This is a genomic window from Photobacterium sp. TY1-4, from assembly GCF_025398175.1.
GTDB lineage: Bacteria > Pseudomonadota > Gammaproteobacteria > Enterobacterales > Vibrionaceae > Photobacterium.
The window spans coordinates 1,495,020-1,520,892 of record NZ_CP099735.1 but is presented as its reverse complement, the minus strand read 5'-3'; the positions used below and the strand labels follow the sequence as shown (position 1 = coordinate 1,520,892).

General features: G+C 53.5%; 25 protein-coding genes. 9 read left to right on the top strand and 16 right to left on the bottom strand.

What is annotated here, in order from left to right:
• Window positions 1-82 precede the first annotated feature (82 nt).
• Window positions 83-1,207: a methyl-accepting chemotaxis protein gene (locus NH461_RS23540; RefSeq protein ID WP_261603385.1), complete on the bottom strand. Its 1,125-nt coding sequence runs from the start codon at window positions 1,205-1,207 to the stop codon at window positions 83-85.
• A 367-nt stretch (window positions 1,208-1,574) separates the two neighbouring features.
• Between NH461_RS23540 and NH461_RS23535 the strand changes: the two genes are divergently transcribed.
• A complete protein-coding gene (locus tag NH461_RS23535) occupies window positions 1,575-2,564 on the top strand; it encodes a sensor domain-containing diguanylate cyclase (protein ID WP_261603384.1) in 990 nt (329 codons plus the stop codon).
• A gap of 110 nt (window positions 2,565-2,674) precedes the next feature.
• Here the strand turns inward: NH461_RS23535 and NH461_RS23530 are convergent, their stop codons facing one another.
• Complete coding sequence (locus tag NH461_RS23530) at window positions 2,675-3,556, bottom strand: LysR family transcriptional regulator (protein WP_261603383.1); 882 nt, start codon at window positions 3,554-3,556, stop codon at window positions 2,675-2,677.
• 109 nt (window positions 3,557-3,665) lie between these two features.
• Between NH461_RS23530 and NH461_RS23525 the strand changes: the two genes are divergently transcribed.
• Both NH461_RS23525 and NH461_RS23520 read left to right on the top strand, forming a co-directional pair.
• Window positions 3,666-3,905: a DUF2798 domain-containing protein gene (locus NH461_RS23525; protein ID WP_261603382.1), complete on the top strand. Its 240-nt coding sequence runs from the start codon at window positions 3,666-3,668 to the stop codon at window positions 3,903-3,905.
• A 521-nt stretch (window positions 3,906-4,426) separates the two neighbouring features.
• Entirely contained in the window at window positions 4,427-4,675 is a 249-nt protein-coding gene (locus NH461_RS23520) for a hypothetical protein (RefSeq protein ID WP_261603381.1), read from the top strand.
• A gap of 77 nt (window positions 4,676-4,752) precedes the next feature.
• On the opposite strand, the gene NH461_RS23515 is transcribed toward NH461_RS23520, so the two are convergent.
• Both NH461_RS23515 and NH461_RS23510 read right to left on the bottom strand, forming a co-directional pair.
• Window positions 4,753-5,058 (bottom strand): hypothetical protein, encoded by a 306-nt coding sequence (locus tag NH461_RS23515; protein WP_261603380.1) that lies wholly within the window; start codon window positions 5,056-5,058, stop codon window positions 4,753-4,755.
• A 21-nt stretch (window positions 5,059-5,079) separates the two neighbouring features.
• The gene (locus NH461_RS23510; protein ID WP_261603379.1) at window positions 5,080-5,325 is read right to left on the bottom strand and encodes a hypothetical protein; all 246 of its coding nucleotides are present in this window, start codon (window positions 5,323-5,325) and stop codon (window positions 5,080-5,082) included.
• Between NH461_RS23510 and NH461_RS23505 the strand changes: the two genes are divergently transcribed.
• Window positions 5,294-6,013 carry a YadA-like family protein gene (locus NH461_RS23505; RefSeq protein WP_261603378.1) on the top strand — a complete coding sequence of 240 codons (720 nt, stop codon included), beginning with the start codon at window positions 5,294-5,296 and terminating at the stop codon, window positions 6,011-6,013. The genes NH461_RS23510 and NH461_RS23505 overlap by 32 nt on opposite strands.
• Window positions 6,014-6,134: 121 nt before the next feature.
• Here the strand turns inward: NH461_RS23505 and NH461_RS23500 are convergent, their stop codons facing one another.
• The gene (locus NH461_RS23500) at window positions 6,135-6,536 is read right to left on the bottom strand and encodes a VOC family protein (protein ID WP_261603377.1); all 402 of its coding nucleotides are present in this window, start codon (window positions 6,534-6,536) and stop codon (window positions 6,135-6,137) included.
• Between the two features lie 105 nt (window positions 6,537-6,641).
• Entirely contained in the window at window positions 6,642-7,190 is a 549-nt protein-coding gene (locus tag NH461_RS23495) for a TetR/AcrR family transcriptional regulator (RefSeq protein ID WP_261603376.1), read from the bottom strand.
• Between the two features lie 152 nt (window positions 7,191-7,342).
• On the opposite strand from NH461_RS23495, the gene NH461_RS23490 reads away from it, so the two are divergent.
• Complete coding sequence (locus NH461_RS23490; RefSeq protein WP_261603375.1) at window positions 7,343-7,876, top strand: HPP family protein; 534 nt, start codon at window positions 7,343-7,345, stop codon at window positions 7,874-7,876.
• Between the two features lie 66 nt (window positions 7,877-7,942).
• On the opposite strand, the gene NH461_RS23485 is transcribed toward NH461_RS23490, so the two are convergent.
• The 4 genes from NH461_RS23485 to NH461_RS23470 all read right to left on the bottom strand — a co-directional run bounded on the left by NH461_RS23485 (window position 7,943) and on the right by NH461_RS23470 (window position 11,247).
• Entirely contained in the window at window positions 7,943-8,395 is a 453-nt protein-coding gene (locus tag NH461_RS23485; RefSeq protein WP_261604621.1) for a hypothetical protein, read from the bottom strand.
• Window positions 8,396-8,767: 372 nt separating this feature from the next.
• Complete coding sequence (locus NH461_RS23480; protein ID WP_261603374.1) at window positions 8,768-10,333, bottom strand: methyl-accepting chemotaxis protein; 1,566 nt, start codon at window positions 10,331-10,333, stop codon at window positions 8,768-8,770.
• Window positions 10,334-10,627: 294 nt separating this feature from the next.
• The gene (locus NH461_RS23475) at window positions 10,628-10,873 is read right to left on the bottom strand and encodes a MarR family winged helix-turn-helix transcriptional regulator (RefSeq protein WP_261603373.1); all 246 of its coding nucleotides are present in this window, start codon (window positions 10,871-10,873) and stop codon (window positions 10,628-10,630) included.
• Window positions 10,874-11,043: 170 nt separating this feature from the next.
• Entirely contained in the window at window positions 11,044-11,247 is a 204-nt protein-coding gene (locus NH461_RS23470) for a hypothetical protein (protein ID WP_261603372.1), read from the bottom strand.
• A gap of 78 nt (window positions 11,248-11,325) precedes the next feature.
• Between NH461_RS23470 and NH461_RS23465 the strand changes: the two genes are divergently transcribed.
• Complete coding sequence (locus tag NH461_RS23465) at window positions 11,326-12,495, top strand: MerR family transcriptional regulator (RefSeq protein ID WP_261603371.1); 1,170 nt, start codon at window positions 11,326-11,328, stop codon at window positions 12,493-12,495.
• Between the two features lie 260 nt (window positions 12,496-12,755).
• Here the strand turns inward: NH461_RS23465 and NH461_RS23460 are convergent, their stop codons facing one another.
• Complete coding sequence (locus NH461_RS23460) at window positions 12,756-13,832, bottom strand: nickel/cobalt efflux protein RcnA (RefSeq protein WP_261603370.1); 1,077 nt, start codon at window positions 13,830-13,832, stop codon at window positions 12,756-12,758.
• Window positions 13,833-13,964: 132 nt separating this feature from the next.
• Here NH461_RS23460 and rcnR point away from each other — a divergent pair, with 132 nt between their 5' ends.
• Window positions 13,965-14,237, top strand: coding sequence for a Ni(II)/Co(II)-binding transcriptional repressor RcnR (rcnR, locus tag NH461_RS23455; RefSeq protein ID WP_261603369.1), 273 nt, complete (start codon window positions 13,965-13,967; stop codon window positions 14,235-14,237).
• A 1,017-nt stretch (window positions 14,238-15,254) separates the two neighbouring features.
• Complete coding sequence (locus tag NH461_RS23450; protein ID WP_261603368.1) at window positions 15,255-17,117, top strand: MFS transporter; 1,863 nt, start codon at window positions 15,255-15,257, stop codon at window positions 17,115-17,117.
• 251 nt (window positions 17,118-17,368) lie between these two features.
• Here NH461_RS23450 and NH461_RS23445 read toward each other — a convergent pair whose 3' ends face one another.
• From NH461_RS23445 to NH461_RS23425, 5 genes are read right to left on the bottom strand one after another with little or no spacing between them, the layout of a single operon-like run.
• Window positions 17,369-19,177 carry a M14 family zinc carboxypeptidase gene (locus NH461_RS23445; protein ID WP_261603367.1) on the bottom strand — a complete coding sequence of 603 codons (1,809 nt, stop codon included), beginning with the start codon at window positions 19,175-19,177 and terminating at the stop codon, window positions 17,369-17,371.
• Complete coding sequence (locus NH461_RS23440; RefSeq protein WP_261603366.1) at window positions 19,174-20,028, bottom strand: ABC transporter permease; 855 nt, start codon at window positions 20,026-20,028, stop codon at window positions 19,174-19,176. The genes NH461_RS23445 and NH461_RS23440 overlap by 4 nt, the downstream gene beginning before the upstream one ends.
• Window positions 20,029-20,033: 5 nt before the next feature.
• Window positions 20,034-20,957 (bottom strand): ABC transporter permease, encoded by a 924-nt coding sequence (locus NH461_RS23435; RefSeq protein WP_261603365.1) that lies wholly within the window; start codon window positions 20,955-20,957, stop codon window positions 20,034-20,036.
• A 57-nt stretch (window positions 20,958-21,014) separates the two neighbouring features.
• Window positions 21,015-22,544: an ABC transporter substrate-binding protein gene (locus tag NH461_RS23430; protein ID WP_261603364.1), complete on the bottom strand. Its 1,530-nt coding sequence runs from the start codon at window positions 22,542-22,544 to the stop codon at window positions 21,015-21,017.
• Window positions 22,513-24,417 (bottom strand): dipeptide ABC transporter ATP-binding protein, encoded by a 1,905-nt coding sequence (locus NH461_RS23425; protein ID WP_261603363.1) that lies wholly within the window; start codon window positions 24,415-24,417, stop codon window positions 22,513-22,515. Before NH461_RS23425 ends, NH461_RS23430 begins: the two co-directional genes overlap by 32 nt.
• Window positions 24,418-24,683: 266 nt before the next feature.
• Here NH461_RS23425 and NH461_RS23420 point away from each other — a divergent pair, with 266 nt between their 5' ends.
• Complete coding sequence (locus NH461_RS23420) at window positions 24,684-25,601, top strand: LysR family transcriptional regulator (protein WP_261603362.1); 918 nt, start codon at window positions 24,684-24,686, stop codon at window positions 25,599-25,601.
• The last annotated feature ends 272 nt before the right edge of the window (window positions 25,602-25,873 follow it).

Here is a 25,873-nt window from a genome sequence, read left to right as displayed (position 1 = left end):
CTTTTGCGCTGCGTTCAGATTGAGTGCCCTCACCGACTTAGACGTACTCACCTTGACTGCAATACCCCGGAAATGCGTTGCGCTAGCGATCGGTTTCTCCGATCAAGGCCAGCAGAATGGATTCAACCCGCTGATACTGGGCCTCCATGTGTCCGATCGCCTGCAGGGCTCCCTCGCGATCGCCCTGCATCGCCAGGGCTACGGCACGCTCGGCATGGTCATGTACCCCGTGATGCGGTACTTCCAGCGCTTTAAATTGATGGTGATGCTGAAATTTCTCCCGCACATGCGCCGCATTGTACCACTTCCCGATCCCGCACGCCTGAGAAGTGATCACCGCAGGCGGCGCCGTTTGGTCCGGCCGGTTCACATACTGGATGATATCGCTGCGCAAGAAGGTTTCATCGATCATCGCCAGCTCCAGTTTGGAGCGCCAATTGGCCGCTTCCAAATCGCCCTGAGTGGCCCCGATCCGGTCCAGCTCGATCCCCAGGTTATCCAGCGTTTGCTCGGTATCACCCGCGATTTGCTCGACCCGAGCTGAAAGGCTGGCACTGACCTCGCCAAGTTGTGAGGAGCAGCCGGACAGATTGGATAAGAGCGTATCGGCCGCTTGCGCAGACTGCCCCGTGGTACCGGAGAGCGAACGCACTTCATCGGCAACAATAGCAAACCCACGCCCATGTACGCCCGCTCTGGCAGCCTCGATGGAGGCATTGAGAGACAGTAAACTGGTTTGTTTGGCAATCTCGCTGATTTTACCGATCACGGCCGCGGTGCTTTGGATCTCTTGCGATAAGTCTGTAAACGAGCTCATCTGCTGCCCCTGCAATGCCGTCAGCTCAGACAGTTCATGGGCTAGTTTTTCAATCCGTTGCTTGGCTTGATGCGACACCGAAACGGAGGTGCCAATGGCGATGCTGCTTTGCTGCAAACTTTCATCCAGCCAGACAAACGACTTCCGCATCCGCTCCGTGCGCTGATACAGCGCAGCCAATTCTGCTTCATAATGCTGCCGGGCAGCCATCGCTGCCTGCAACGCGGATTCCTGCTCCGAAAGCTGCTGTTGTTGTTGCTTAGCCACTGCCTGTTGCTGCTGCAGCGCCGAACTGATCTGCGCCAGTTCAGCCTCCAGCTGTTTAATTTTCTCAGCCCGACGTCTTGCTCTGCGACCCAATAATGCCTCGATCCCCATCTGCCATCTCACCTGTTTCGCTCTGTATTGGGGACATCTTAATTTAACATGCATTTTAAATACAACTAAATATCACCCTTAAAATAGCTTTTATTTTCAACAAGCTGTATCCAGTTGCGCTTTTCGCTCAGCTATCATCAGCGTGTCTTCAAGACGATCGGACCTGTGACATGAAGAAATCAATGAAGTTTCGAATCTTCAGAGACTGCGACTTATCTTTATAGATCAGGTGGATAGGACGTGCTTCAATTCAAACCGCTTACTTCAGCGAAAATGAGAGCGGAAGTCGGTTTTAGAGATAAATTCCATCCTTTAAACAACAAGTTTGATAATATCAACACAGAAAAAGTGTGATATTGCTTCCACCTACTAGGGGCGCATGATGATGAATATTCAAGACAACTATCTCAAATCTGAGCTCTACCAACTGCTGAATGAAGAGGCCGGGATCTTCGAGTTCCTTCAGGATGGTTCACTGGATGGCTTGTGGTACTGGGATTTGGAAAATCCGGAACACGAGTGGATGAACGAGCGGTTCTGGACGTTGCTTGGTTATGACCCCAGTGAGAAGAAGCATCTGGCTGCCGAGTGGCAAGACCTGATCTTTCCTGAAGATCTCGAGGCCGCGATGGAGAACTTCCGCAAACACAGCCTGGATCCAACCCATCCGTATGATCAAATTGTCCGCTACAAGCACAAAAACGGCTCGACCGTCTGGGTGCGCTGTCGGGGCGTCGCCATTCGTGACCAATCCGGCAAGCCGGTACGAATGCTGGGCTCACACAACGATCTCACCGCTTATAAGCAAGTCGAAGAAGAGTTAAAACAGAAGAATCGCGAGCTGGAGAAGCTGGCCTGCCGGGATCCGCTGACGTCTTTGTACAATCGCCGTATTTTTCACGAAATGCTGGAAAAAGAGCTGGCCAAAAGTGCCCGTTATCAAACCCCGCTGTCCATCGCAATTATCGATATTGACAATTTTAAGGCCATCAATGACAACTGGGGACACCAGGAAGGGGATCATGCCCTGTGTACCGTCAGCACAACCTTAACGAATACAGCCAGGCACAGCGATGTCGTCGCGCGTCTGGCCGGGGACGAGTTCATTATTCTGATGTACCAAACGGATGAAACCGAGAGTAAAGCGGCAGGCGAGCGTTACCGGGCCAGTGTCGAACACGGCCGGGTCACGGTCAGTATCGGACTGACAACGTTTGTGGCACCTGCCGAGTTGGAAAAAAGCGGTATCCACGAACTCTCCAAATGCCTGATCGCCCAGGCAGACAAAGCGCTATACCAGGCCAAGGCCAACGGACGGAACTGCGCCCACCACTTTGCAGACTGCCACGACACCGCACCAGCCACCTGAACAACAGGTTCTGCTCAGCGCCTGCAAATCCAGACGCTGAGCGTAAGCTGGTACCCATCCCCTAACATTGTCTCCGATGGCGAATTTCGCCGGGCGGTGGCTTCTTAGCTTTAAAACATGACCTGCTGTTTGAGGTAATCGATCAACCTGGCTGCTCGCGTACTCAGAAGCTGACGCCTGTACCACACCGCGTATACATCCCGTTTTTCCCCGCGCCAATCCGGTAACACCTGAACCAGCTGCTGATCCCGCAACTCCCGCACCACCTCCGTTTTGGGCAATAAGGTAATGCCAAGTCCGTCGACGACAAACTGCTTTGCGACCTGAATATCGTTGACCTGCACCCGGCGCTGTCGGGATTTCACCAGAGCGCGATGCTGGGTATCCGCGCGCAACAATAACTCCCACTGTGCCAGCGGGCGACTGATGATTAAATCCCGATCTGCCAGTTGACGGGGCTGTTCCACGACACCATGCGAGGCAAGGTATGCCGGACTCGCGACGAGTAATGTCTCAATTTGACCTAATTTCAACTGGGTCAGATCAGAGTCGGGTTGCTTGCCAACTCGAATCGCGAAGTCGGCATTTTCAGAATAAAAATGCTTGAGTGAATTACTCAGTTCAAGTTCTAACTCAATGGCCGGATATTGTTTCAGATAACGGGAGAAGTACGGTTGCAGACAAGTCGCGACCAGATTCGTCGGCGCCAGCACTTTAATATGCCCCTTATCGCCGGAAATATCACTCTGGAGCTCATCGGTGATCGCTTCCATTGCATTGACATGAAAGCTGGCTTTTTCAAACAGCTGGCTCCCTTCCCGGGTCAACTCAAAATAATGGCTGTTTCGACTCAGTAATTTACAACCCAATGCATCTTCAAGCGCCTTGATCCGCCGACTGACCGTCGAAGACGGGATCTGCAAGCTCTCACTGGCCGCCTTCAGACTGCCGGCCTGAACGACCGCAACAAATAACGAAATATTATCCAGCACCTGTAAATCCCATTTATGGGTTTTATAAGCCCATTAAGTTCCGTGGATGTCATATTTGGCACACGTTATAGTCTTTTGCGGACTCCTTCAACCTATTCGAGGTCTTACTATGAAGCAGCGCATTATCTTTACCGTGATTATGTCTTTTTTTCTGTCATCGCTGATGACGCTCTGGGTCACTTATCTCAACCTGGGAAATACCCCCCACTTTATCAACATGTGGGGACAGGCATTTATCATGGCCTGGCCGGCCGCCGGCGTGATTTCGTTTTTCACCTCGCCGCTGGCGCAGCGTATTACGATGAACATTCTAAAATACCCCACAACACCACAGTCACTCAGAGATTGATCTTACTCTAAACGCCAAATGCTGTGTTCTATGCATGGGGGAAGGCCCCTCTCCCATGCAACTTTCTCTAATTGAGCAAACGATAATGAATCAGTACATCCTCCGCCTATACTGCTTCGATCCCCCTCTCAGATAACTTTCATTCCGATCTGACCATACAGCCAGGCTTCACTTCCCCGGCAGTTTGTTTCCTCTCCATTCCCCCCAACTTCCATCTCTTCGGACCATACGAAGCTATCCGCTAAATGCACAGACCAAAAAACAACCAAAGTCACTAATGCAAATTACAAAGCTTGAAACAATTAAGCCAACAAACTCAAAGTTGAAATAGTTGCAATTAACTACTTTGTTAATTAAAATTCCGCCCCGAAAAATAAAGCATTTACTCTAAACCATCATCGTTAAGAATGGTCTTCAGAGATTTTGGCGTCCTAGCCATTGGATGCAATAAGAATTGACGCATTTTAAATTCTTATTGGCATTTTACTTTCTCATATATCAAACAGTATCAAGGTTCACTTGTGAAAAAGACAGTTGTAGCTTCACTCATCGCTTCGGTATTTACTCTCCCTGCCATGGCAGGCCACTACGACGGATTTACGGATGATAACCGCGGATGGGGAGAGGTGAACACCTCTGGAGGGAACTATGAAGGTGAAGCGAATACTTACTTTATTTACACGCAGGATGAAATGAAGAATGCCTCTTCAGAAACACAGATCCAAAAACTCACCGGCGGTGTCGGGATGGCACAATCAAAAGCCAAGTAAAACCAAAATAGAATTTCCTCGCTAAGCACGACTGTTAACCAGACAAAAACATCGGTAAATCAGAACACGAACGCCATTTATTCTGCTACCAACACCATTAACGCCAATACCAATGCCATCACGACGGCGAACACTACAATCAGCGCCAATACCAATGCCATCACGACGGCGAACACTACAATCAACGCCAACACCAATGCCATCACAACGGCTAACGCTGCAATCAGCGCGAATACCGATGCCATCACGACGGCAAACATTGCGATCAGTGCCAACACCGATAAAATCAGCACCAACGCTGATGCCATCACGACGGCGAACACGGCAATCAGCGCGAATACCGATGCCATCACGACGGCAAACACGGCGATCAGTGCCAACACCGATAAAATCAGTACCAACGCTCATGCGATTACGGCTGCAAACACCGCAATCAGTACCAACGCTGATGCGATTACGGCTGCCAACACGGCAATCAAAGCCAACTCCGGTGCCATCACGACGGCAAACATTGCGATCAGTGCCAACACCAATAAAATCAGCACCAACGCTGATGCGATTACGGCTACAAACACGGCAATCAGTACCAACACCGATGCCATCACGACAGCGAACACTGTGATCAGTGCCAACACCAATAAAATCAGCACCAATGCTCATGCGATTACGGCTGCAAACACCGCAATCAGCGCGAATACCGATGCCATCACAACGGCGAACACTGCAATCAGCGCGAATACCGATGCCATCACGACGGCAAACACTGCGATCAATGCCAACACCGATAAAATCAGCACCAACGCTGATGCGATTACGGCCGCAAACACTGTAATCAAAGCCAACACCGATGCTATCGCAACAGCAAACAGTGAAATCGCTGCAAATAACACTGCAATCACATCAGAAAGCAATGAACGTAAAACTGCAGATCAGCAGTTGGAGCAACAGATTACAGCGGCATCGACTGAAATTGCCAACAACGTCTCAGATATCAATGCGTTATACGAAACTACAGCCGATCACGATGCACGTATCAGCGATAACACCAAGCGTATCCGGAAAATTGAGTTTCAGGTCCAGGACCTCTACAGTGAAGTCAAACGCTTAGATGGCGCCATTGCTGCGTCGACGGCGGTCGGCTCAATGATCACCCCGCGCTATCAAGGTGATACTGTGATCTCCGTCGGCATGGGGCACTATAACGGTTCCTCTGCGCTTGCCATTGGGACAACCCATAATATGAGCGAAAGTGTGGCGCTTCGGGCGACAATCGCAGGTTCCGACGCCGACAATTGGGCAAAACCAATTTTCGGGGCTTCTGCAAACTGGGCATTTTAAGTCTTTTTGATGATGAACGTACCGAAGCTCGGTGCGTCATCAACCCGTAGATCAAAAAGGGAGGCATCGCCTCCCTTTCGTTAATCGTCTTGGTGCAGACCGTTCTCCGAAGAAAAAGTCATTACATCCCAGGCCAGTGAAATTCGACCCGGATCCCGCTCGGTTCATAACACATCATGTGCATTGCCGGGCCTTCCCGGATCAGCTCCGGGGCAAATTCGATGTCCACACCGGAAGCCGCGAGTTTTTCATGGATGGCGAACAACGTGTCTTTACTGCCGACCGTCAGTGCCAGATGATGTAGCCCGACATTCTCTTTGCGGTCAAAGCGGACCGGAGTCTCCGTTTTCGCCGCCCAAAGGGTCAACATGATCGCCCCGTCACTGACGAAAATGGCCGGGTAATCCTCCCGTCGTTTTACTTCCTTCCATCCCAGCAGGGATGTAAAAAATTGCGCGCTCTCCTCAAGTCTGGAGACGGTCAAGCCCACATGGTGGACGCCTTGCGTTACTGGTGATTGCATTGTTTTCTCTCCCTGAGTTATTCAACAATAGATTCACAAAATTCCCGGCAGACGATAATCCATAGGCGATATTTTCTGCACACATGATGGTCGGGCGAGCTCCTCTCAGAGGTCCCCAAAAGCCAGTGCCCGGGCTCCCTGGCGATAAACGATTTCCTGCCCGGAGATATCGCCAAACTCAGCCCTGACAATCATGCCTTCCAAGAATGTCATCAAAGACTCGGCTCTCACCGCTGTCTCCGTTTCGCCCGCTTCGAATACCGTCAGAACCAAGGATTTCAACCAGGCTTTATGCGACAGCGCCTGGTCCGCCAACGTCTGATCATGGCCTTTAAATTCCGCCAGCGCATGCATGAACATACAGCCTTTAAAATGAGAGGCTTTAAACCAGTCGAAATGCCAGTCAAGAATGGCATCCAGCCGACCCAAGCTGTCATTCGCAGCAGCCACTTGCCCCTTCAGTGCTTCCTCAAAACGCTGATGCCGACGCATCAATACGGCTTCAATCAATTTATGTTTGGAACCAAAATGCCGGTACATCGAGGTTTTCGAGACCTCAGCCCGGTCCCGGATCAAATCGACCCCAACCGCCGTGTAGCCCAATTCATTAAACAGTTGCTCGGCAACATCCAGAATATGCGTTTTCTTGCTCATACCCACTCCTTCTTATCCGCATGCTTTCATAAATTAGGTGTTGTCACAATGTGTACAGATCTGTATTATTAAACCCCAGAAGTGTACAGACCTGTACACAACTTTCGCACACAGGCCAAGCAGTCGCCTGTTAATCATATGGAGATACGACAATGCAGAAGCTAAAAGGCGGCGGCGCGCTGCCCCCAAAACCTAAAATGATTCACATGATGAAAGGACTTGTCGGCGGATTTCTGGGGATCCTGACCCTCAGCTACCTCGGCCAGTCAACCGGCATGCCCTGGCTGATGGCCCCGTTCGGCGCAACATGCGTGATCCTGTTTGCCGCACCGGCTTCTCCCCTGGCCCAGCCACGCAATGTCATTGTGGGTCATATGCTCACCTCGGCGGTCGGGCTGGTGTTCCTGTACGGGTTCGGCGACTCAATCATCGTGATGTCTCTGGCCGTCGGGGTCGCCATTATGCTGATGCAATTTTTCCGTGCGGTCCACCCACCGGCGGGCGCCAACCCGGTTGCTATCATTTTGGCCGGCCAAGGGGTCATTGGATTTGATTATCTGATCACGCCGGTTCTGATCGGCAGTGTGACCTTGGTTGTGATCGCCTCGGTCATCAATAATTACGGTGAAGAAGGCAACTGGCCGATATACTGGCACGGACTCAGTCGCCAAAAAGACGGGGCCTAACGCAATCGGGCTGCCCTTCCCTCATGTTTCATTGAGCCGGCATGAGCGGAAGGGCGTCGTTACCATTTACTGCCAGCTCATCACGCCGTCATAGACCGAACAATCCATCACCGCATTAGCCGCATCGACCAGATAAACCTGCTGCTTCTCGGACGTAGGATAAGTCAGGTACGCCGAGCATTTGGCACTTTGCCCGTTCCCGACCACGACTTTCGTGCCGGGTTTCAGCGTACAGCTCACGAGTTTATCCAGCGGCGACCACTGGTAGCAGATTTCATAATCCGAACGATAGGCCGCGATCTTTCCGGACGGTTGATGGAACGCCCACCACTGGCCAAACTGGCTGTTCGGGTTGGTGCTGTTCCAGGCCCGAAAGAGCACCACCTTGGCATCTGGCTTACTCTGATACACCTGCCCCTGACAGAGCTTGCCCTGCTCCGGCTCCCCCAAAGCGCTGCTGAGCAGCGCAGGATCATCGGCCGCTTCAAAATGGGCCGCGATCCCCTGGGGTAATGACATCTCTCCCTGACATGCCTGTGCCGCTGCAACTGCTACAGTTGTTCCTGATATTGCTGTCGTTGTTGGTGTAGTAGATGTCGATGTTGCTTCGGCGGCAGATTGAGATTCTTGCTGTGCCGTCATTTGGGTACAGCCGCTCAACACCAACACGCCGAAAGTAAGTCCTAACTTTTTCATCATTTGCTCCATGGTCCGAACCAGATGCGACAAGATTAGCAGCAATCAAGTGCATTTGATGTCAGCTCGTCAACCAGAATGCGATGCCTGCCCCACAAATAAATTGTTGATAAGTTTATTGATATTCAAAGAAAAAGCCCCTGACTCAAGTCAGGGGCTTTCACATTCATCTCTCACACCGCTACAGGACAATCCTCAGTGTGAGACTTTAAAAGAACCCACATGGCGATCCAGAGCCCTGGCTAAATCGTCCAGGTGCTGCGACGTTTGCTCCAGTTTATGGCTGGCGTCCAATCCGGCTTTGACCGAATTGTTGACGGTATCCATATTCTGGTTGATTTCATTCGCCACGCTGGACTGCTCCTCGGTTGCCGTCGCCACCTGAGTGTTCATATCCAGAATCATCCGAACCTGTGCTGTAATCGCTTCCAAAGCTGCGAACGCCTGCTCGGTCGCCTCGGTTCCGGCCGCGGTCAGCGCCTTACTGCTATCCATCGCATTCACCGCTTTTCCGGCTTCCAGCTGCAGCTGATCGATCATGGTTTGGATCTCATCGGTCGACGATGCTGTTTTGGTCGCCAGGTTCCGCACTTCATCGGCAACTACCGAGAAACCACGACCGGCTTCTCCGGCCCGCGCCGCTTCAATGGCCGCATTCAGCGCCAGCAGGTTGGTCTGATCAGAAATCCCGCGGATCACTTCCAGAATCGAGCCAATCGACTGGGTCCGTTGAGCCAGATTGGTCACCACGCCGGACATCTGGTCCATTTCTCCCGCCAGATCCGTCATGGTATGCGTCGCGCCCTGCAAGGTTGTGCGACCGGCCTGAGTCTCGTCATTGGCATGGCCAGCTGATTCCGCCGCGCCCGCCGCATTCTGGGAAATTTCGTTAATGGTGGCGATCATTTCATTCATCGAGGTCACCACCAGCAGGGTTTGCTCGCTTTGATCTTGTCCGCGCGACAATGCCTGTACCGACTGATGACGCAGCTCGGCCGCCGAATGACCGAGATCCTGACCGGTTTTCACCACCTGGCTGACAATCCCGTCAATCTTGGCGACAAAGATGTTGAACGACTCGGAGATCTGGGCAATCTCATCTTTCCCGTCCACCGGCAGCCTGACGGTCAAATCGCCGTCCCCGCGGGAAATATCAACCAGGGCATGCTGCAAGCCGACCAAAGGTTTAAACAACCGGCCCAGTACCCATACCAGTACCGCGGCACACAACAGGAAAATTGCGACAATCGCCGACAACTGCGCTACGACGATCTCTTCCGCGGCATCACTCACTTCGGTAATCGGGATCCCGACATCAAAGGAGCCATACAGCGCACCGTTGACATACACCGGGGTCATAATGTCATACACCCACACCTGCTGGACATCGGCATACCATTTCAGGTGCTGCGCTTTCCCACTCCCGGCACCGGCAACGGTATAGCTGTCGTCATACACTTTATTCAGCTTCTGCGTATCACTGTGGGCAATTGCCTGAATATTTTTATCAATCACCACCGCATAACTGATGTCTCCCCGCTGTTTCAGCGATTGAACCAGCGCCTGAAGATCAGCTTGAGGTTGTGCGGATGTCTCCAGTACATACTCCACATGTTTAGCCAGCAATTCGGCCTGAGCCTGAGAGCGCTTGAGGATGATGCTGTCGATTTCATGGTGGGAGATATAGGAGGTCGAAGTAATACTGGCGATTGCGGCTATCGCAAACATCGCACTGACAACAAGTAAGATAATTTTTTTCACTGTGAATAACCTTATAGCCACGCTGAGACGCGTTGTGTTCTTTTCTTGATTTCAGCCATTCCCAGTCACACAAAACATTGTGGGGAACGCAAACAGCCGGAATCAGGTCGGCATCTGTTACGAGAAAGTTGGTCAGACGACTGGTCCGATAACTGATGGAAAGCTCATCATAAAGCCGTTACAAATATGCAACAACCCACTCAGTGTGGGGTTTATCCCATTTCTTATACGCAGACAGTATTGTTTATCGGCCGAAAAGCCGGAAAGTTAAACCGGATCAGCAAATCATGCAGGTCACTTCAAAAGATCGCGCTCAGCTTCCGACAGTGCGGACAGAAATTCGTGGTTGCAGGCTTTGGCTAACGCCGTGGCTTCCGCTTCCAGCGCGCGTCCTTGCTCGGTAAGAAAAATCTGATAGGCCCGTCGGCTGGTCGGATGCTTTCGCCGCTCCACCAGCGCCAGTTTTTCCAGCGTATCGAGTACCCGGGTGGTGGTGTAGTTCGCCGTCTGGCAACGTGCTGCCAGCTCCGACTGAGTCACCACAACACAAACAGAGTGGGCCAGAGCCCCATATTCAACTCCAGTGCTTTCAGTCGCTGATCCAGGGAATCGGCCATTTGGCCCCCCAATACAGCCACGAGCCACCCTAAACTTGCCTGCAGGGGAAGCTGAACCTCTTTATTTTTCTCGACCACGATTTCTCTCAAACATCAAATCATCAGTAATACAACCGACGCCAGCACAAGCCCGCAACTGGCCACAAATACCAGCGCAGCTTTGCGATGGCTTTCCAGCTTCGGCTGCCGGTTTCCTTTCGCCCGACCCGTGATCATCGCCAGCAGCAAGCCAGTGACCGATTGCACAAGCAATACAGGCAAACCAATCGCCGGGTAACCATCATTTATCAGGGACAATTAGAAAATATTCATTGACCTGTCTATAGCTTTATAGTTCATCCTCTCAAACCATCAACGGACAAAGGGCTTATCACTGTGTATCAGATCTCTGAACTTGCGGCGAAAGTAGGGCTATCACGAACGGCAATACTTTACTACGAAAAGCAAGGACTTATCTCAGGTCATCGATTGGAAAATGGCTACCGGGTATACAGTGATAACGATCTGCAACGTGTCCGTTTGATTCAGCGCTTGCAGGCCGGCGGCTTAACCCTACAAGAGTGCAAGGTATGCCTTGAGGCGAAAGTGGATAAGCAACTGTTACGAAACCGCCTGAAGGCGCTTGATGAAGAGATAGCGCGAAAGCAACAGTCACGACTGCTTCTTACAGCCATGCTTGGAGAGGGCGATCTGAAAGCCTGGCATCAAAGTCTCGAGACTGTAGCGCCGGATGCGCATCTGGACTGGTTAATCAAACAAGGCTTTAGTGAGAAAGAAGCTTTGCGACTGAGATGGTTATCAAAAGACATGAACGAACACGATTTATATATGGCCGACTTTATGAAAGTTTTCGAAACCTTGGAACGATGGGGACCTGGCAGTGAGGAAGATACCCGAAAAGCACTGTCGCTGGTACCCAAAGCACCGAGAACAATTCTTGAAGTCGGTTGCGGCAAAGGACTGGCAACAACAGTTCTGGTCGAGCAGAGTGAAGCCAAAATCACCGTGATCGACAACGAACAGTCTGCACTGAACCAAGTGATACAACGGTTCAAGCCAGAGGTGATCTCCGATCGACTCGAAACTATTTGCGCCAGTATGACGGACTTGCCTTTCAGCAATAAAAGCTTTGACCTGATTTGGGCCGAAGGCTGTGCTTACATCATGGGGATCGAAAAAGCGCTGGCGGAATGGAAACCAGTTCTACGTGAGCAGGGCTACCTGGTGATCAGCGATATGGTTTGGCGAACGCAGACTCCGAGCAGCGAGCCTATTGCGTTTTGGAAACAGGCGTATCCGGATATTCAATGCGTGCAAACGCGGCTCAAGCAAATGGAGAAAGCCGGATATCAAGTGATTGAACACTTCCCGCAAAGTGAAACAGCCCGGCTCAATTACTACACCCCGTTAAGCGAGAGAGTCGCCGAGCTTGAACCTTCAATGCCTTCTTCTGCGGCCCTGAAAGATATCAAGCATGAGGTGAACGTCTGTACCCAGTTTGCCGAGGAGTTTGGCTACCACATGTTTATCTTAATGAAAGCCTGAAGTAAGCTTTCGTGAACTCAGATACCTCGCCATCATATCAACTTTAAGATGATAACTTCAGCTGGTGCACATTCCTCATGTCACCAGCTGCGAGTCACACGGCAGTTATCAAGCATCAGCGCTCCGACTTTATCACTTCTATTCGCGACTTCAGATATCAGTACCACAACCCCTGCGGTGAGTATGTATTTGGTTATTATCCATAACAGACGGCCGTTACCCTTTGCTGAAAACGAAAAATCTAAGCAGTACAGTAGATTCTAGCTTATTAGGGCCGTGTATCCGTGCATCCCCATGTATAGCCCTACCGCGCTAATCAATACACCCGAGAGATAAGGCGCACGGCGAGCGACATCATTTAATCCGCTCCATTTAGACGTTGCTTTTTGCACACCAACTGCTGCCACAATCCCCACAGCAACGAGAGTCAGTGCCAACCCTACGCTGAATGACACAACCAAGGTTGCGCCCAGGGTCATCGCCTTCAGTTGGAGACAGATTAACAACACCGTGACAGCAGCAGGACATGGGATCAGACCACCGGTTAACCCGAAGAGCAGGATTTGCCCGTTCGTCACATCGCGATTCCCAAAACGTTTTTGGATATCTAAAGCATGCGATCGCTCGTGAGCATCCTGATATTCTTGATTCTCAGCCCCGTCATGAACATAGTCATGAAAGTGAACCTCAAAATCATGGGTATGATCATGATGGCCAATCACCAAGGTCACAGAGAGGTTTTCCGTGTTTTCAATACAGGAGGCAGACTCCAGATAGCCATCTCGGGCAACAAAATGATACGTGTCCGAAGGCTTACCTGAATGTGTTGCAATGGAGAGCTGAACTTCATCGGATTTCAATGGCTTGCCGTTGAGCATTTTCAGCTGAAAGCGGTGGTGCAAACCCTCTTCAACAATCGAAAGGGACAGGTGCCCATGCCCGGTGTCCACAACTTGCGTTGTCCAGTCATGCGCATGACCGCGGGCTCGATGCCATGCGCGTTCACCATGCCACGTTCTCCAGAACATCCAGATCCCTGTCGCGAGAATAATCACCCCAGAGATGAGCTGCATCCAGGGCTCTACGGCTTGGGCGGTAAATTTCTGGCTAACATACATACCACCCACCGCGATCAACCAAACAATGGCCGTATGAGAAAGTGTCGCCGCTAAGCCGAGCATTACCGCCTGTCTGACGGTCCCTTTTACCGCAACAATAAACGCTGCCATCATGGTTTTGGAATGCCCGGGCTCCAAGCCATGCAAAGCCCCTAAAAGAATAGCGCTCGGGATGAAAAACCAACCATTTCCCTGTTGTAGTAATGCTGCGAAGTCCATTGCCCACCCTCTTTATTGTGATTGATTGAGTGCGAACTATACTCCCCCCCAGTACCCAATACTACCCCCCAGTATCATTTCAATGATATATTATCGGCTAGAATCCGTGTTTTCATTACGTAGAGAGATGTCATGTCTCATACCACCCGAGATCAAAAGAAACTCAATGCTCGTGTCAGTAAAATACAAGGGCAGGTGAATGGTCTGAAAAATATGCTGGAAGTAGAGCACGAGTGCCAGGATGTACTCCAACAAATTGCGGCCATTCGCGGCGCCGTGAATGGGCTCATGCGAGAAGTGATTAAAGGCCACTTGATTGAGCATATTGTGCTCGAAGAAGATCTCAAGAAGCGCGAGGCCGATCTGGACGTGGTGCTGAAAGTTCTGGATTCTTACATCAAATAGATGATTAACGACTACAAGACCAGAACGCAGCACTGATTGCCGCCGAAGTTCGCAAGGAAGACCGGGTCTTAGTGCTCCGGAATGCCAACGGTTATCCGGTCTGAAGTGGCTGGAAACACCAACCGTAACACGAAATGAGGGGGTTGCATCGTTCAGCCAACAGCCCCCTCACACGTACACAAGAATCGCGCCGCTGCGAGTGCACTTCCTTCATGTCACCAACTGCACATCTGCGACTGCCCGGCCTAAAACAACAGAATTTGCGATCAGTCAACCCGCCTTAATTTAGAGTGGCAGCGATGTTTCTCAGCACTATAATTTGAATATTTATTCTCATCGCACGGAACGGGATAAGAACCATGTTTGCCAAACGCCGCGCCTATATCCTCGCCAATAAATACATCCGAAAGTACAGGTCACCATCAATCCCACTGGGACCCTTCACATCGATGCCAATGATGAGCAGAAGAGACTGGATGGAGATTTTGAAGATTTATCCTTTCAAAAAGATGGCAAAATAACCATCCTGTTTTGCCAGAAACACAGCCAACAGAAATAGCACTGCTGGCGTATAGAACTTTCGAGGGAAGATGCGAAAGAGCTTATCCGGTTGATTCATGAGGCGAAGATGAATTTGAGATCCTGATGCGCGATCTGTGACCCGGAAGCAGCCGCGAGTAAACAGTTATCTTATTTGCATAAAAAACAATCACACATCCAGATGGTGTTGCTGCGACAGCACAGTGAACGCGTTTCCAACGCCGGATCGGCGAATGAAACCATCGACACTCATCACGCTGGTGCCAATTTGCTTGATGGCATACACCATCGTTTTTTTTGCGTGAAAGTGATCTCACGTCTCGGGTCGCAACAGCGTTCCTGAGCCAGTCTGGCCCACTGAACGGCTAATCGACCTCTATAGTTGTTCATAATGCGACGACGCAAAGCACGAGTATATGCTGATAAATAATCATGGCGTGATCACCGCGCATTCACTGGATCCGGGGAGGCACTATCGTGTCCATTACCGCGACATTGCAACCGCTGATACTCCTGTTTGTCAGCTCTTTGATCCTGATGACAGGGCATGGGCTGAGTGGTATTTTGCTGCCGGTTCGGCTCGCGACCGACAATATCAGCCTGCCGGTCTCCGGTTTTATTCTGTCCATGTACTCCTTCGGATTCCTGCTCGGGGCCAATATTGCCAAGCGCATCCTGAACCAGATCGGCCAGGTGCGCACGTTTGCCATGTGTGGCAGCCTGACGGCCACAGCGATTCTGCTGATGGGATTGCGTGATGAGGTTTACCTTTGGGCAGCCATGCGCGGCCTGATGGGGTTCTGCATTGCATGCGCCTGCGTCACCCTCGACTCCTGGTTCGGCAGTGTCTCAAACGAGCAAAACCGGGGACGGATTCTGGGGATCAACCAGTTAGTTATCTTGACAGCGCTCACCCTGGGCCAGTTTGCCCTGCTCATCTCGCCGCCAAGCGGAAGTACCCTGTTTGTCCTGTGCGGCATCCTGTTCAGTTTGTCGATCACACCGCTGGTTTTTGTGTCTCATTACGAGCCGAGTATCGAGCAGACGCCCCTGTTCCCGCTGCGACAACTGTTTGCCCTGTCTCCTCAGGGCGTCGTCACCGGCTTTCTATGCGGCATGCTCTATTCGGCCATGGTCAACTTGCTGCCCCTGTATGCGGGCAGTGAACACATCACCGGGCTCAGGCTGTCCTTGTTCATGGGTGCCGCAATGGTGGGCGGCATTGTGCTTCAACTGCCCATCGGCTACTTGTCTGACCGCTTCGAGCGCAAAAAAGTCATTCTGGGCTGCTGTCTGCTCCTGTCCCTGACCACCCTGGCTTTGCCGGCTACCGTCGCAGCAGGACTTTTTGGCGCTGCGTTGCTCTGTAGTGCCATCACCATGGGGATCATCGCCTGCCTCTACCCGCTCAGTATCTCAGAAGCCTTCGACCAGGCCCGGCAAGAGCAGCTGGTTCCGGTACTGGCCGGCTTACTCAGTGTGTATGCCACCGGCGCGATGATTGCGCCCTATAGTGCGACCGTCGTGATGCAACACCAGGGAGAAGTGGCGGTATTCGGGTTCATGCTGGCCGTCGAACTACTGCTGATTGCCTTTACCCTGTACCGCATGAAGGTCGCAGCCCCCATCACGGTGGAAGCGCAGGAAACCTTTGTGATGCACAACCCCAACACCATCCATGAAGAGCTGGATCCGCGAACGGCATACCGGGAAACATCCGAAGACTTAGAACAAGCCATGGATGAACTCGAGCGACTAGCCGCCGAACATCCGAATAATGCGATAGCCTTTATCCGCGCGATGTCAGCCGCCCGGCCGGACTGGGCGGCTACGCTGACTGAAAAAGCCGCTCAGTTCCCGGAAGTCGATACTGTGCTGCTGTTTCGGGCGCTGACGATGCTCAACTCCGAGCTGGCGGTTGATATTGCCAACCGCCTGGCCCAGGGGACTCCGGAACAGGTTGAAGCGCTGGTCACCTGGTTACTCGACAAAGAGCCGGAAAACGCCTTAACCCTGCTGGCCAACATTGCCTTCGTCGCGCAAGCACAGCAGGCCAATGTTGTAGACACCCTGGCCCAAACCAACCCGGAACAAATACAGGCGTTTAGCCAGGAATATGTCGACGCCATGGCTGAAAATGTTGCCAGTCTCCGAGCCCCGGACCGGGAGAAAATCAATATTGAACACTGCGTGACCGGGCTACTGGATTCAGTAACCGCCGCTGCGCCCGAGCAGCTCAAACAGGTCGAAGCAATCGTTGATGAGCATTTAAGCGATTTGGGAGAAGAAAAAGAGCCACTGGGGCACCCACCGAACACCGATGAATCCTTGCATAAGTAACGGTTGGTATAAAGAACCGGGATCAGAGCGGAAAGATAAATCACCGCTGGTTACAGAGCGATACCGCGCACCGCCAGAAAACCTACCTGTCACTGGCCCCAAAAGATACGCAACCGATCACATTTATGTGTTTTACGAATCATTGGTAAGTGACCGCGATATATGACAACGTCACTACCATCCTATATCCAAAAACAACAGCAGCACCGAAGTGCTGCTGATGTTCAATCATTCAACCGCGTCAGAAGACCTCAACACGCTGGCTGAGATAATCGCTGATGGATCTGATAGGCCGCCAGCACGGTTGCGCTCTGCACGTCATGCCCGGCAATGAAATCCGCGCCGTAGATCGTTTCATCCGGGTATTCGGTGATGATCTGCAGCGGCACATCGCACTGGGTAACGGCGGAAATCAGGCACGGAAAATCATTGATGATTTGAAATCCGGTTTCTCCGGCGTGTTGCTGATACAGCGTCGTCTGCGCCCGATTCAGCGCCAGCACCTCAGACAGATGGCCCAGCGCCAGTGTCAGCTCGTGAATAAAACGCTCGGCATACTCCGCCCATTCCGGGGTGTCCCGATGACGGACGATTAAGAAAAAGCCCTTCGGGATGGTCCACATTTCAAAACCGGCCGGAACATATCCGGACAGGGGCCGCGTCCATTCATGCGACGGGTAACCATGCAGGTTCAGGTGCAACCCGGCACCACTGTGCTCAACGGCCCGATGCCGAATGGCCTTTTCGTACAACGCATCCCCGGTACGGTATTCGAGATCATCCCCCAGCGCCGTATAGCGAGCGGCGTGGTGCATATGGTGCGGATTGTCCTGGATCAGCGCCTGATGCAGTGCATAACCGTCGGGATTCTCCAGCGGCGAAATCACGAAATGCGCCTCTGCTTGCTGCGCCAATACCGTCGCCGCGCGCAAAGCGCCCACCACCCCGGTGGTTTCGTTGGCATGCTGACCACCGCTGATCATCACCGCCTTGTCCGCACCCGGATGATACTTTGCCCGTACCGTCCGGCCGGAGTAGGCGCTGACTTCAATGGCCTGACCCGGAATGTCCGCCAGGGCTTGACCAACCAGTGCCACCGGCAGAGGTGCACCGACCGTATCCAACGCCAGCGTCGGCGCGTCATATTCGGCGTCCCGTATCAGCCCCTCACTATGGTGCCCCAACCGGATTTCAATGGCGTAATCCGGCCCTTCCGCAGCATCAATCAGCGGAATAATTTGTCCAGGCTGACTATTCCGGTCATTCAGATCTTTGCCTTCGCGAAACTTAAACCACTCCTGAACCGAAAAATACAGATCCTCATGCAGCGCTTCTTTCAGGCTGACCACTTCATGCCCGTAGCCCATCGGCTCATCGCAAGCCGGAACGGCTACATGAATCTCCAGTTGCTCGAAATACGGCCCCTGCACCGGCCAGTCATGGTTCTGAATCTGCGTCATCACCGTGGCAAATGCCTTTTCATAGTCGGTGATGAAACGCTCATCGCGAACCCGATTCCCCGCGCGATCATCAACCCGCAGCCAGCCCGTCGGGGACAGGTAAGTTGTCTCGCAGGCGGACACATGAACATGGTTGGGCGCAAACACCGAAAAGCGACGCACCTCGCCCGACACCCAATGCGCGGTCACGGTGTAATGGTCCGGCTCTCCGTCATCCGGGATAAACGTCAGGTTGTCGCAGCGGATCAGCGCCGCCAGCGGGTACGCTTCCAACAGGAACCGTTTGGGATCGGCATGCTCGCGAACCGGATAGGTGATCTCGATCGCTTCCAGCGAATCGGCCGATTCACTTGGCACTGTCGGTTCAAGCAACCCGTCTTGCGGCACATCTTCGAGGAAAAATTGCAGCAGCGGCTTATAGGCGCTGTGGATCCGGGCCTGAACCCCAATCGCTCGCAATGACGCTTCCGCCGTCTGGCGTGACGCGCGATCACTGAACACCCAGGCCTCGACCGTGCAGCCGTGATAACGGGGATCCCGCAATTGCTCGACAAGGTCCACCAGCGAGGAAGGAATAGTGGTGGTAAAAATCTGGCTCATCGTGATGTTCTCCCGGTCGGATCCAGGCTATCGCGGAGCCAATCCCCGAGCAGGTTCAGCCCCAGCACGGTGAGCAGGATCGCCAGTCCCGGGAACACACTCACCCACCACGCCGTCTGGATATAGGTCCGGCCATCGGCGAGCATCCCGCCCCAGCTCGGAGTCAGCGGATCGACGCCCAGCCCCAGAAACGTCAGGCTACTTTCCAGCAGAATGTTGTTCGCTACATTGAGCGTCATCAGCACAATCACCGGGCCAATCAGGTTCGGCAGCAGATGACGGAACAGGATACTGAAATGGCTGACCCCAATCGCTTTGGCCGACTGGATGAACTCCCGATCCCGCAGCGACAACACCGAACCGCGCACCAAGCGGGCATATTGCACCCACTGCGAGACAATCAGCAAAATGATCATGTTGGTCAGGCCGCCGCCGACAATGGCAATGAAAGTGATCGCCAGCAAAATAAACGGCATCGCCAGTTGGATGTCCGCGCAGCGCATCACGATCACATCCCAGATCCCGCGATAGTAACCGGACACTAACCCCATGATAACGCCGAAGATCACCGCCCCCAGCACCGACAAAAAGCCGACCTGAAGCGACACCGTACCCCCGGCCACAACGCGGGCCAGCACATCCCGGCCCAGCGGATCAGTGCCGAAAAAGTGTCTGGCATCGGTGAAGGGCGCAATCAGCCGGGCCGATAAGTTAATCTGACTCGCGGCATCCTGAAAAATCACATCCGACAGCAGCACCAGCAAAATAATGCCGCCCGTCAGCGTGGCGCCGAGGATAAACTCCAGGTTTTTCAGCCCGGAAAATCGTGTAGAAGACATTGCAGTAGACATCGGCCTTACTCCGTTCTGATGCGTGGATCAATGAGGCCGTAAGCAATATCGACCAAAAGGTTTACCCCGACGATGAGCATCGACAGCACGGTGATCACCGCCTGCAACACCGGGTAATCCCGCGACCCGACCGCTTCAAAGGCCAGTGTGCCGAGCCCCGGCCAGTTGAAGACTTTTTCAATCACCACAATCCCGCCGAGCAGGCCGCCAAATTGCAGGCCGAAATAGGTGATCAACGGGATCGCACAGTTGCGCAGCGCATGCTTGTAGAGCACCGCCGTTTCGCTGACGCCCTTGGCGCGCGCCACCATGATGTACTGAGATTGCAGGATTTCCAGCATCGCCGTTCTGACCAGCCGCACATTGGTCGCGGTGAGAATAATCGCCATGGTCAGCGACGGCATCACAAAGCTGGCGAAGCCGTCCATGCCGCTCGGTGGCAGCCATTGCAGGGTGATGGAAAACACCAGCACCATCATCAGCGCCAGCCAGAAGTTGGGAAATGACAAGCCAATCAGCGAGCAGATCCGGATCAGCTGATCGGCCCATTTGCCACGCGCCGTTGCGGCTTTGATCCCCAGCGGGATCGAAATCGCAATCGACACCAGCATCACCGAGATCGCCAGCATAAAGGTGGCCGGCAGAGACATTTCGATGAGCTGAGACACCGGTGTGCCGCCCAAAAAGCTGTTGCCGAAGTCACCGACAAACAGCCCGGTGATAAACTCGCCATACTGGGTCAGAAACGGTTTGTTAAGCCCCAGCGCCTCGCGGATCAGCGCCAGATCGGCTTCGGTAATACTGCCTGCACCCTGCGTCAGCATCAGCGCCGGATCGCCCGTCATTCGGATCGCGTAGGCAACCACCAGGGTGATCGCAAACAGCACAAACACCGCCTGCAGCAAGCGTTTTAAAATAAAGTTAGTCATGAGAATTCCTTGAAACGGCAATCCGTGCCCTCCGTCCTGAAGGGCACGTCGTCCTGCTTAGTCGACGGTGACGTCCGTAAAGCGCAAGCGGCTGTCCGGCACCGGGGTAAAGTTTTTCACCCGGTTCGACACGCCGTAAATGGCGTTAAGACTGTACAGCGGCATTTCCAGCGCGCGATTGGCGGTATAACGGGCAATCGACTGCAGAATGGCTTCCCGTTGCTCGGGATCCAGCAGGGTACGCTGCGATTCAAGCTGCTGATCAAGCTCAGGATCGCTGTCATACGGATTCCACTTCTCGCCGGTGTGATACATAAAGTACGCCGTGTTGTCGTAATCTAAGGTCCAGCCGCCCCAGGACTGCTGGAACATCGCCCCGGTTTTCCCCGCCGGGATAATATCGTTCAGCAGCACATTGGTTTCGTACGGCTTGATGGTGGCATTCAGGCCGATGATTTGCAGGTAGCTGGCCACCGCCTGCGTCACTTCGTTAAAAGTGGCATCGTTGCCGCGAATATCAATCTGCACCTTAGCGCCGGGTTTCACCCCAGCCTGTTTCAGCAGCTGCATGGCTTTGGACGGATCGTACGGCAGCGGCTGCATCGCCGGATCGTTGCCGAATGAGATAGAGCTTTGGAAGCTGGCAATCTGCTCGGCCTGACCGCCGAGGATCGAGTCGATAATCGCCTTACGATCCACGCCGTAAATCATCGCCTTGCGCACCCGCTCATCTTGGGTGATCCCGCTTTCTGAGTTAAAGCGCAGCGCGTATACGGTCGGGCTTGGTGTGGCCACGACCGACAGTTTCGGGTTGGCTTCAATGGTCGGGATCATCGCAATCGGAATGGTCGGCGGGATCACCAGATCCACTCGGCCGGCCTGCAACTCAGCAACCGCGGTCGACGGCTCGGAAATAAAGCGATAGTTCAGCTGCGAGATGTTCGGCGCGCTGCCCCAGTGATTACCGTAGGCTTTCAGTTCAATGCCGACTTTCGGCTCATAGTTCACAAACTGAAACGGCCCGGTGCCGACAGGATGGGTGTTGAAATACTGCTCGCCTTTCTCGGCAATATATTTCGGAGGCACAATCATCGCGCCGTAGCCCGCCAGCTTGGTCAGCAGCACCGGATCAGGCTTGTTGAGGAAGAAATCCACCGTGTAGTCATCAACGATGTCCACCCGCGCAATCGCGGTATAGTTCGAGCGTTGCGGGCCCTTTTTCCCTTCCTCGCCCAACAGGCGATCAAAGGTAAACTTCACCGCGTTGGCGTTAAACGCCTCGCCATTATGGAAAGTCACGTTCTGACGCAGCGTAAAGCGGATCCGCCGCCCGTCATCGAGCAGCTCCCAGTTGGTCGCCAGACCCGGCTGGAGTTTCAGATCCGGACCGCGATAGGTCAGACCGTCATAAATATTGGTGGCGACCGAGGCCCAGTTGACCAAAAAAGTGTCCACCGGATCCCAGCTGCCCGGGTCCTGCGGCGACGCGACGGTCAGCGTTCCGCCCGCCATCGCCAGGGATGAAAAGGTCAGTCCGGCCGTGAGCGACAGGGTCTTAAGCCAGTGTTGAGGGTTGTGCTTCATCATTGAAATATTCTCCGTCAAAGGTAGGTTGGAGTGCCCCTTCCTGTGGGGCTTGTGCGACAAAGTGGCCGGGGGCGACTTCGAGATAAGCCAGGGTGCTCGGCTCATCGCCGACTGCCCGAATCGGGCTGGGAATGTCTCCGGTCAAACGAACGCTGGTGCGGACATGGTTCGGGTCCGCCACGGGCACCGCACTCAGCAAGCGTTGGGTATACGGGTGTTGCGGCGTCTCCAGAATTTGTCGGCGCGAGCCGATTTCGGCGATTTGTCCCAGATAGAGCACCGCGACCCGGTGACTCATTTTTTCGACCACCGCCATATCGTGGCTGATAAACAGGTACGCAATGCCGTACTCCGCCTGCAGTGCCATAAACAGGTTGATGATTTGCGCCTGAATGGAGACATCGAGCGCAGACAGTGCTTCATCGGCAATGATTAATTTCGGGTTCGAGGCCAGGGCCCGGGCAATACAGATCCGCTGGCGCTGGCCGCCGGAAAACTCATGGGGATAGCGCGAGGCATGTTCGGGACTCAGCCCGACCCGTTCCAGCAGCTCGGCCACCCGCCGGCGAATGTTCTGCTCGCCCTGGATCAGGCGATGGGTTTTGATCGGCTCGGCAATGGAGAAGCCGATGGTTTTTCTCGGATCCAGTGAGGCATACGGATCCTGAAAGATATACTGAATTTCCTGTTTCAACCGGCGCTGCTCGGCCTTGCTGCACGCCGTTAACGGCTGACCTTCAAAGCTGATGGTGCCGCTGGTTGCCGCCTGCAATTGCTGAATGGTACGGCCGATGGTGGATTTTCCGGAGCCGGACTCCCCGACCAGCGCCAGGGTTTCACCGGGGTAGATATCAAAATTCACCTGCTCGACCGCATGAATGCGGTGGGTGACCCGGCCCCAGAAACCTTTGCGGGCATCAAAACGGGTCACCAGATCACGAACACTGAGCAGCGGCGGCTGGCTGTAATCGGCGGTGTCCTGCACCTGCTCTTCGCCGACCACGGTCGGCATCCCGCCTTCCATCACCGTGACCGGAAAACGCTTGGGCAAAGGCTCGCCCGCCATACTCCCGAGGCGAGGCACCGACGCCAGCAGCGCCTGGGTATACGGATGCTGCGGCCGGGCGAAGATGTCCTGCACCGTGCCCTGCTCCACTTTCTTGCCTTGCCACATCACCACCACATCATCGGCAATTTCAGCCACCACGCCCATGTCGTGAGTGATGAAAATCACTGCCATATTCAGCTCTTTTTGCAGATCCGCCATAATCGCCAGGATCTGCGCCTGAATGGTCACATCGAGGGCGGTGGTCGGCTCATCGGCGATCAGGATTTTCGGCTTACATGCCAGCGCCATCGCAATCATCACCCGCTGGCGCATGCCGCCCGAGAGCTGATGCGGATAGCGACCGAGCATCTCCCTGGCATCCGGCAAGCGCACCATTTCAAGTAAGTGCTGACTTTCAGCCATCGCTTCGGATTTCGAGAGATTTTCATGCAGCAGCAAGGCTTCACAGAGCTGATCGCCGATAGTGAACACCGGGTTGAGCGAGGTCATCGGCTCCTGGAAAATCATCGCGATCTCTTTGCCCCGCACCTGCCGCATCTGGGGCTGGGTCAGCGTCAACAAATCGACCGGTTGCGCTGCCCCGCGATACTGGATCCGACCGGAGACATACCGGGCACCGCTCATATCAGCCAGCCGCATGATCGACTGCGACGTCACCGATTTCCCGGAGCCGGATTCACCGACAATCGCCAGGGTCCGACCGGGCACCACGGAAAAGCTCAGGTTCTCAATCACCTGATTTGGGCCAAAAGCCACCGATAAGTTTTCGACGGAAAGAATTTGAGATGTAGACGGATCGGTCACGTGTTCATCCTTGTGCTGACAGTACATTGGGCTGCAAATTGGCTCCTTCACACCTCCGTGCATGACAGGAAACCACGGCTGAAACTCAGGGAGGGATGTCTCCTGAGCATTGTGTAACTAAGTCCATCATGTAAACTAAATGTAATACCATCCACTTATATTCAGGCATGGTCGATAAACAAATGTTATGGATGAACATTTGGGATGGATAAGCACTTGCTGTGAATAAACACTTGTTACGGCTTAGCACTTGTTATGGACAACCCATGAAATTTCGACAGATTGAAGCCTTCCGCTACATCATGTTACGCGGGACCACCGCCGCCGCCGCTGCGGAAATGCACGTCACCCAACCCGCGGTCAGCCGACTCATCAGTGATCTGGAGCACTCGCTCGGTTTCTTGCTGTTTGAACGGCGCAAGGGACGCCTGCACCCGACCCACGAAGCAGCCGAGTTTTTCCGCTCGGTGGAGGAGAGTTTTTTAGGGTTGGAAAAGCTGCAATCAGTAGCGGCCCATATCCGGACCCGGGCGCCGAAAGAGCTCAAAATTGCCAGCACCTCGGCAATTGCCAGCACCCTGCTCCCGCTGGCGCTCAGCGAGCATAAGAAATATTTTCCAAACGAGCGGATCGTGGTGCACACCGACGGCATGGCGGAAATCGTCATGAAGCTGCAAACCAACTCGGTCGATCTGGCCGTGGGGCTGCAACTGCCGCAATTAAGCGGCATTGAGCAGGAATTTATCGGCAATGCGCGTTTTGTTTTCGCCGCCCGTCATGACCACCCGCTGACCCGAAAAAGCGTCATCACGGCCGAAGATCTGATCGGGGAGTCGGTGCTCACTGTCCTCGATTCCAACCCGACCTACTGGAGTAAACTGGGCCAGGCGCTGGAGCCGGTTGAAACCAAGGTCAGCAAGCAGCTGTTTATCGACACCTCGCACACTGGCTATTCGATGATCGCCGCCGGGCTGGCCGTCGGCGTCCTGGAGCCGTTCGCCGCCCGGGTATGGGCCGCCAACGGCGTCGTCACCCGCCCATTTGAACCGGCGATTTACTACCCCTATAACCTCGCCTACCCGACCAACACCCGGCATCATAAATCGCTCCACAGCTTTACCGAGTCGATCAAAAACGCCGCCAAATCCATGCCGGAAATTTTTGAAGCGCAGCTTCAGAGCTAAGGAATTCGCACCGGCTCAACCGTCACATCCCCCAGCGTTTGCGCGAAGCCGGCGCTGTGACGGAAACCATGTACCTTGATACGCCACCATTCGTCCTCATGCGCCACTTTTCTCGCCAAATGTGCTTGTTCCTTGTGCTTTGTGTTTTGTGTTTTGTGTTTTGTGTTTTGTGTTTTGCGGCATAAAGCATATTTCGATCCAAGAGTATCCACGATGATGAAAAGTTAGTCCTTCCCGACATCTTTTTATGCACACACACCGTTGTTTCATTC

Excerpts from the sequence above, each read along its gene's own strand:
- NH461_RS23535 (WP_261603384.1), top strand. The coding sequence starts at position 1,575 with ATGATGATGAATATTCAAGACAACTATCTCAAATCTGAGCTCTACCAA.
- NH461_RS23525 (WP_261603382.1), top strand. The coding sequence starts at position 3,666 with ATGAAGCAGCGCATTATCTTTACCGTGATTATGTCTTTTTTTCTGTCA.
- NH461_RS23500 (WP_261603377.1), bottom strand. The coding sequence starts at position 6,536 with ATGCAATCACCAGTAACGCAAGGCGTCCACCATGTGGGCTTGACCGTC.
- NH461_RS23495 (WP_261603376.1), bottom strand. The coding sequence starts at position 7,190 with ATGAGCAAGAAAACGCATATTCTGGATGTTGCCGAGCAACTGTTTAAT.
- NH461_RS23490 (WP_261603375.1), top strand. The coding sequence starts at position 7,343 with ATGCAGAAGCTAAAAGGCGGCGGCGCGCTGCCCCCAAAACCTAAAATG.
- NH461_RS23485 (WP_261604621.1), bottom strand. The coding sequence starts at position 8,395 with ATGTCATTACCCCAGGGGATCGCGGCCCATTTTGAAGCGGCCGATGAT.
- NH461_RS23460 (WP_261603370.1), bottom strand. The coding sequence starts at position 13,832 with ATGGACTTCGCAGCATTACTACAACAGGGAAATGGTTGGTTTTTCATC.
- rcnR (WP_261603369.1), top strand. The coding sequence starts at position 13,965 with ATGTCTCATACCACCCGAGATCAAAAGAAACTCAATGCTCGTGTCAGT.
- NH461_RS23445 (WP_261603367.1), bottom strand. The coding sequence starts at position 19,177 with ATGAGCCAGATTTTTACCACCACTATTCCTTCCTCGCTGGTGGACCTT.
- NH461_RS23440 (WP_261603366.1), bottom strand. The coding sequence starts at position 20,028 with ATGTCTACTGCAATGTCTTCTACACGATTTTCCGGGCTGAAAAACCTG.
- NH461_RS23435 (WP_261603365.1), bottom strand. The coding sequence starts at position 20,957 with ATGACTAACTTTATTTTAAAACGCTTGCTGCAGGCGGTGTTTGTGCTG.
- NH461_RS23430 (WP_261603364.1), bottom strand. The coding sequence starts at position 22,544 with ATGATGAAGCACAACCCTCAACACTGGCTTAAGACCCTGTCGCTCACG.
- NH461_RS23420 (WP_261603362.1), top strand. The coding sequence starts at position 24,684 with ATGAAATTTCGACAGATTGAAGCCTTCCGCTACATCATGTTACGCGGG.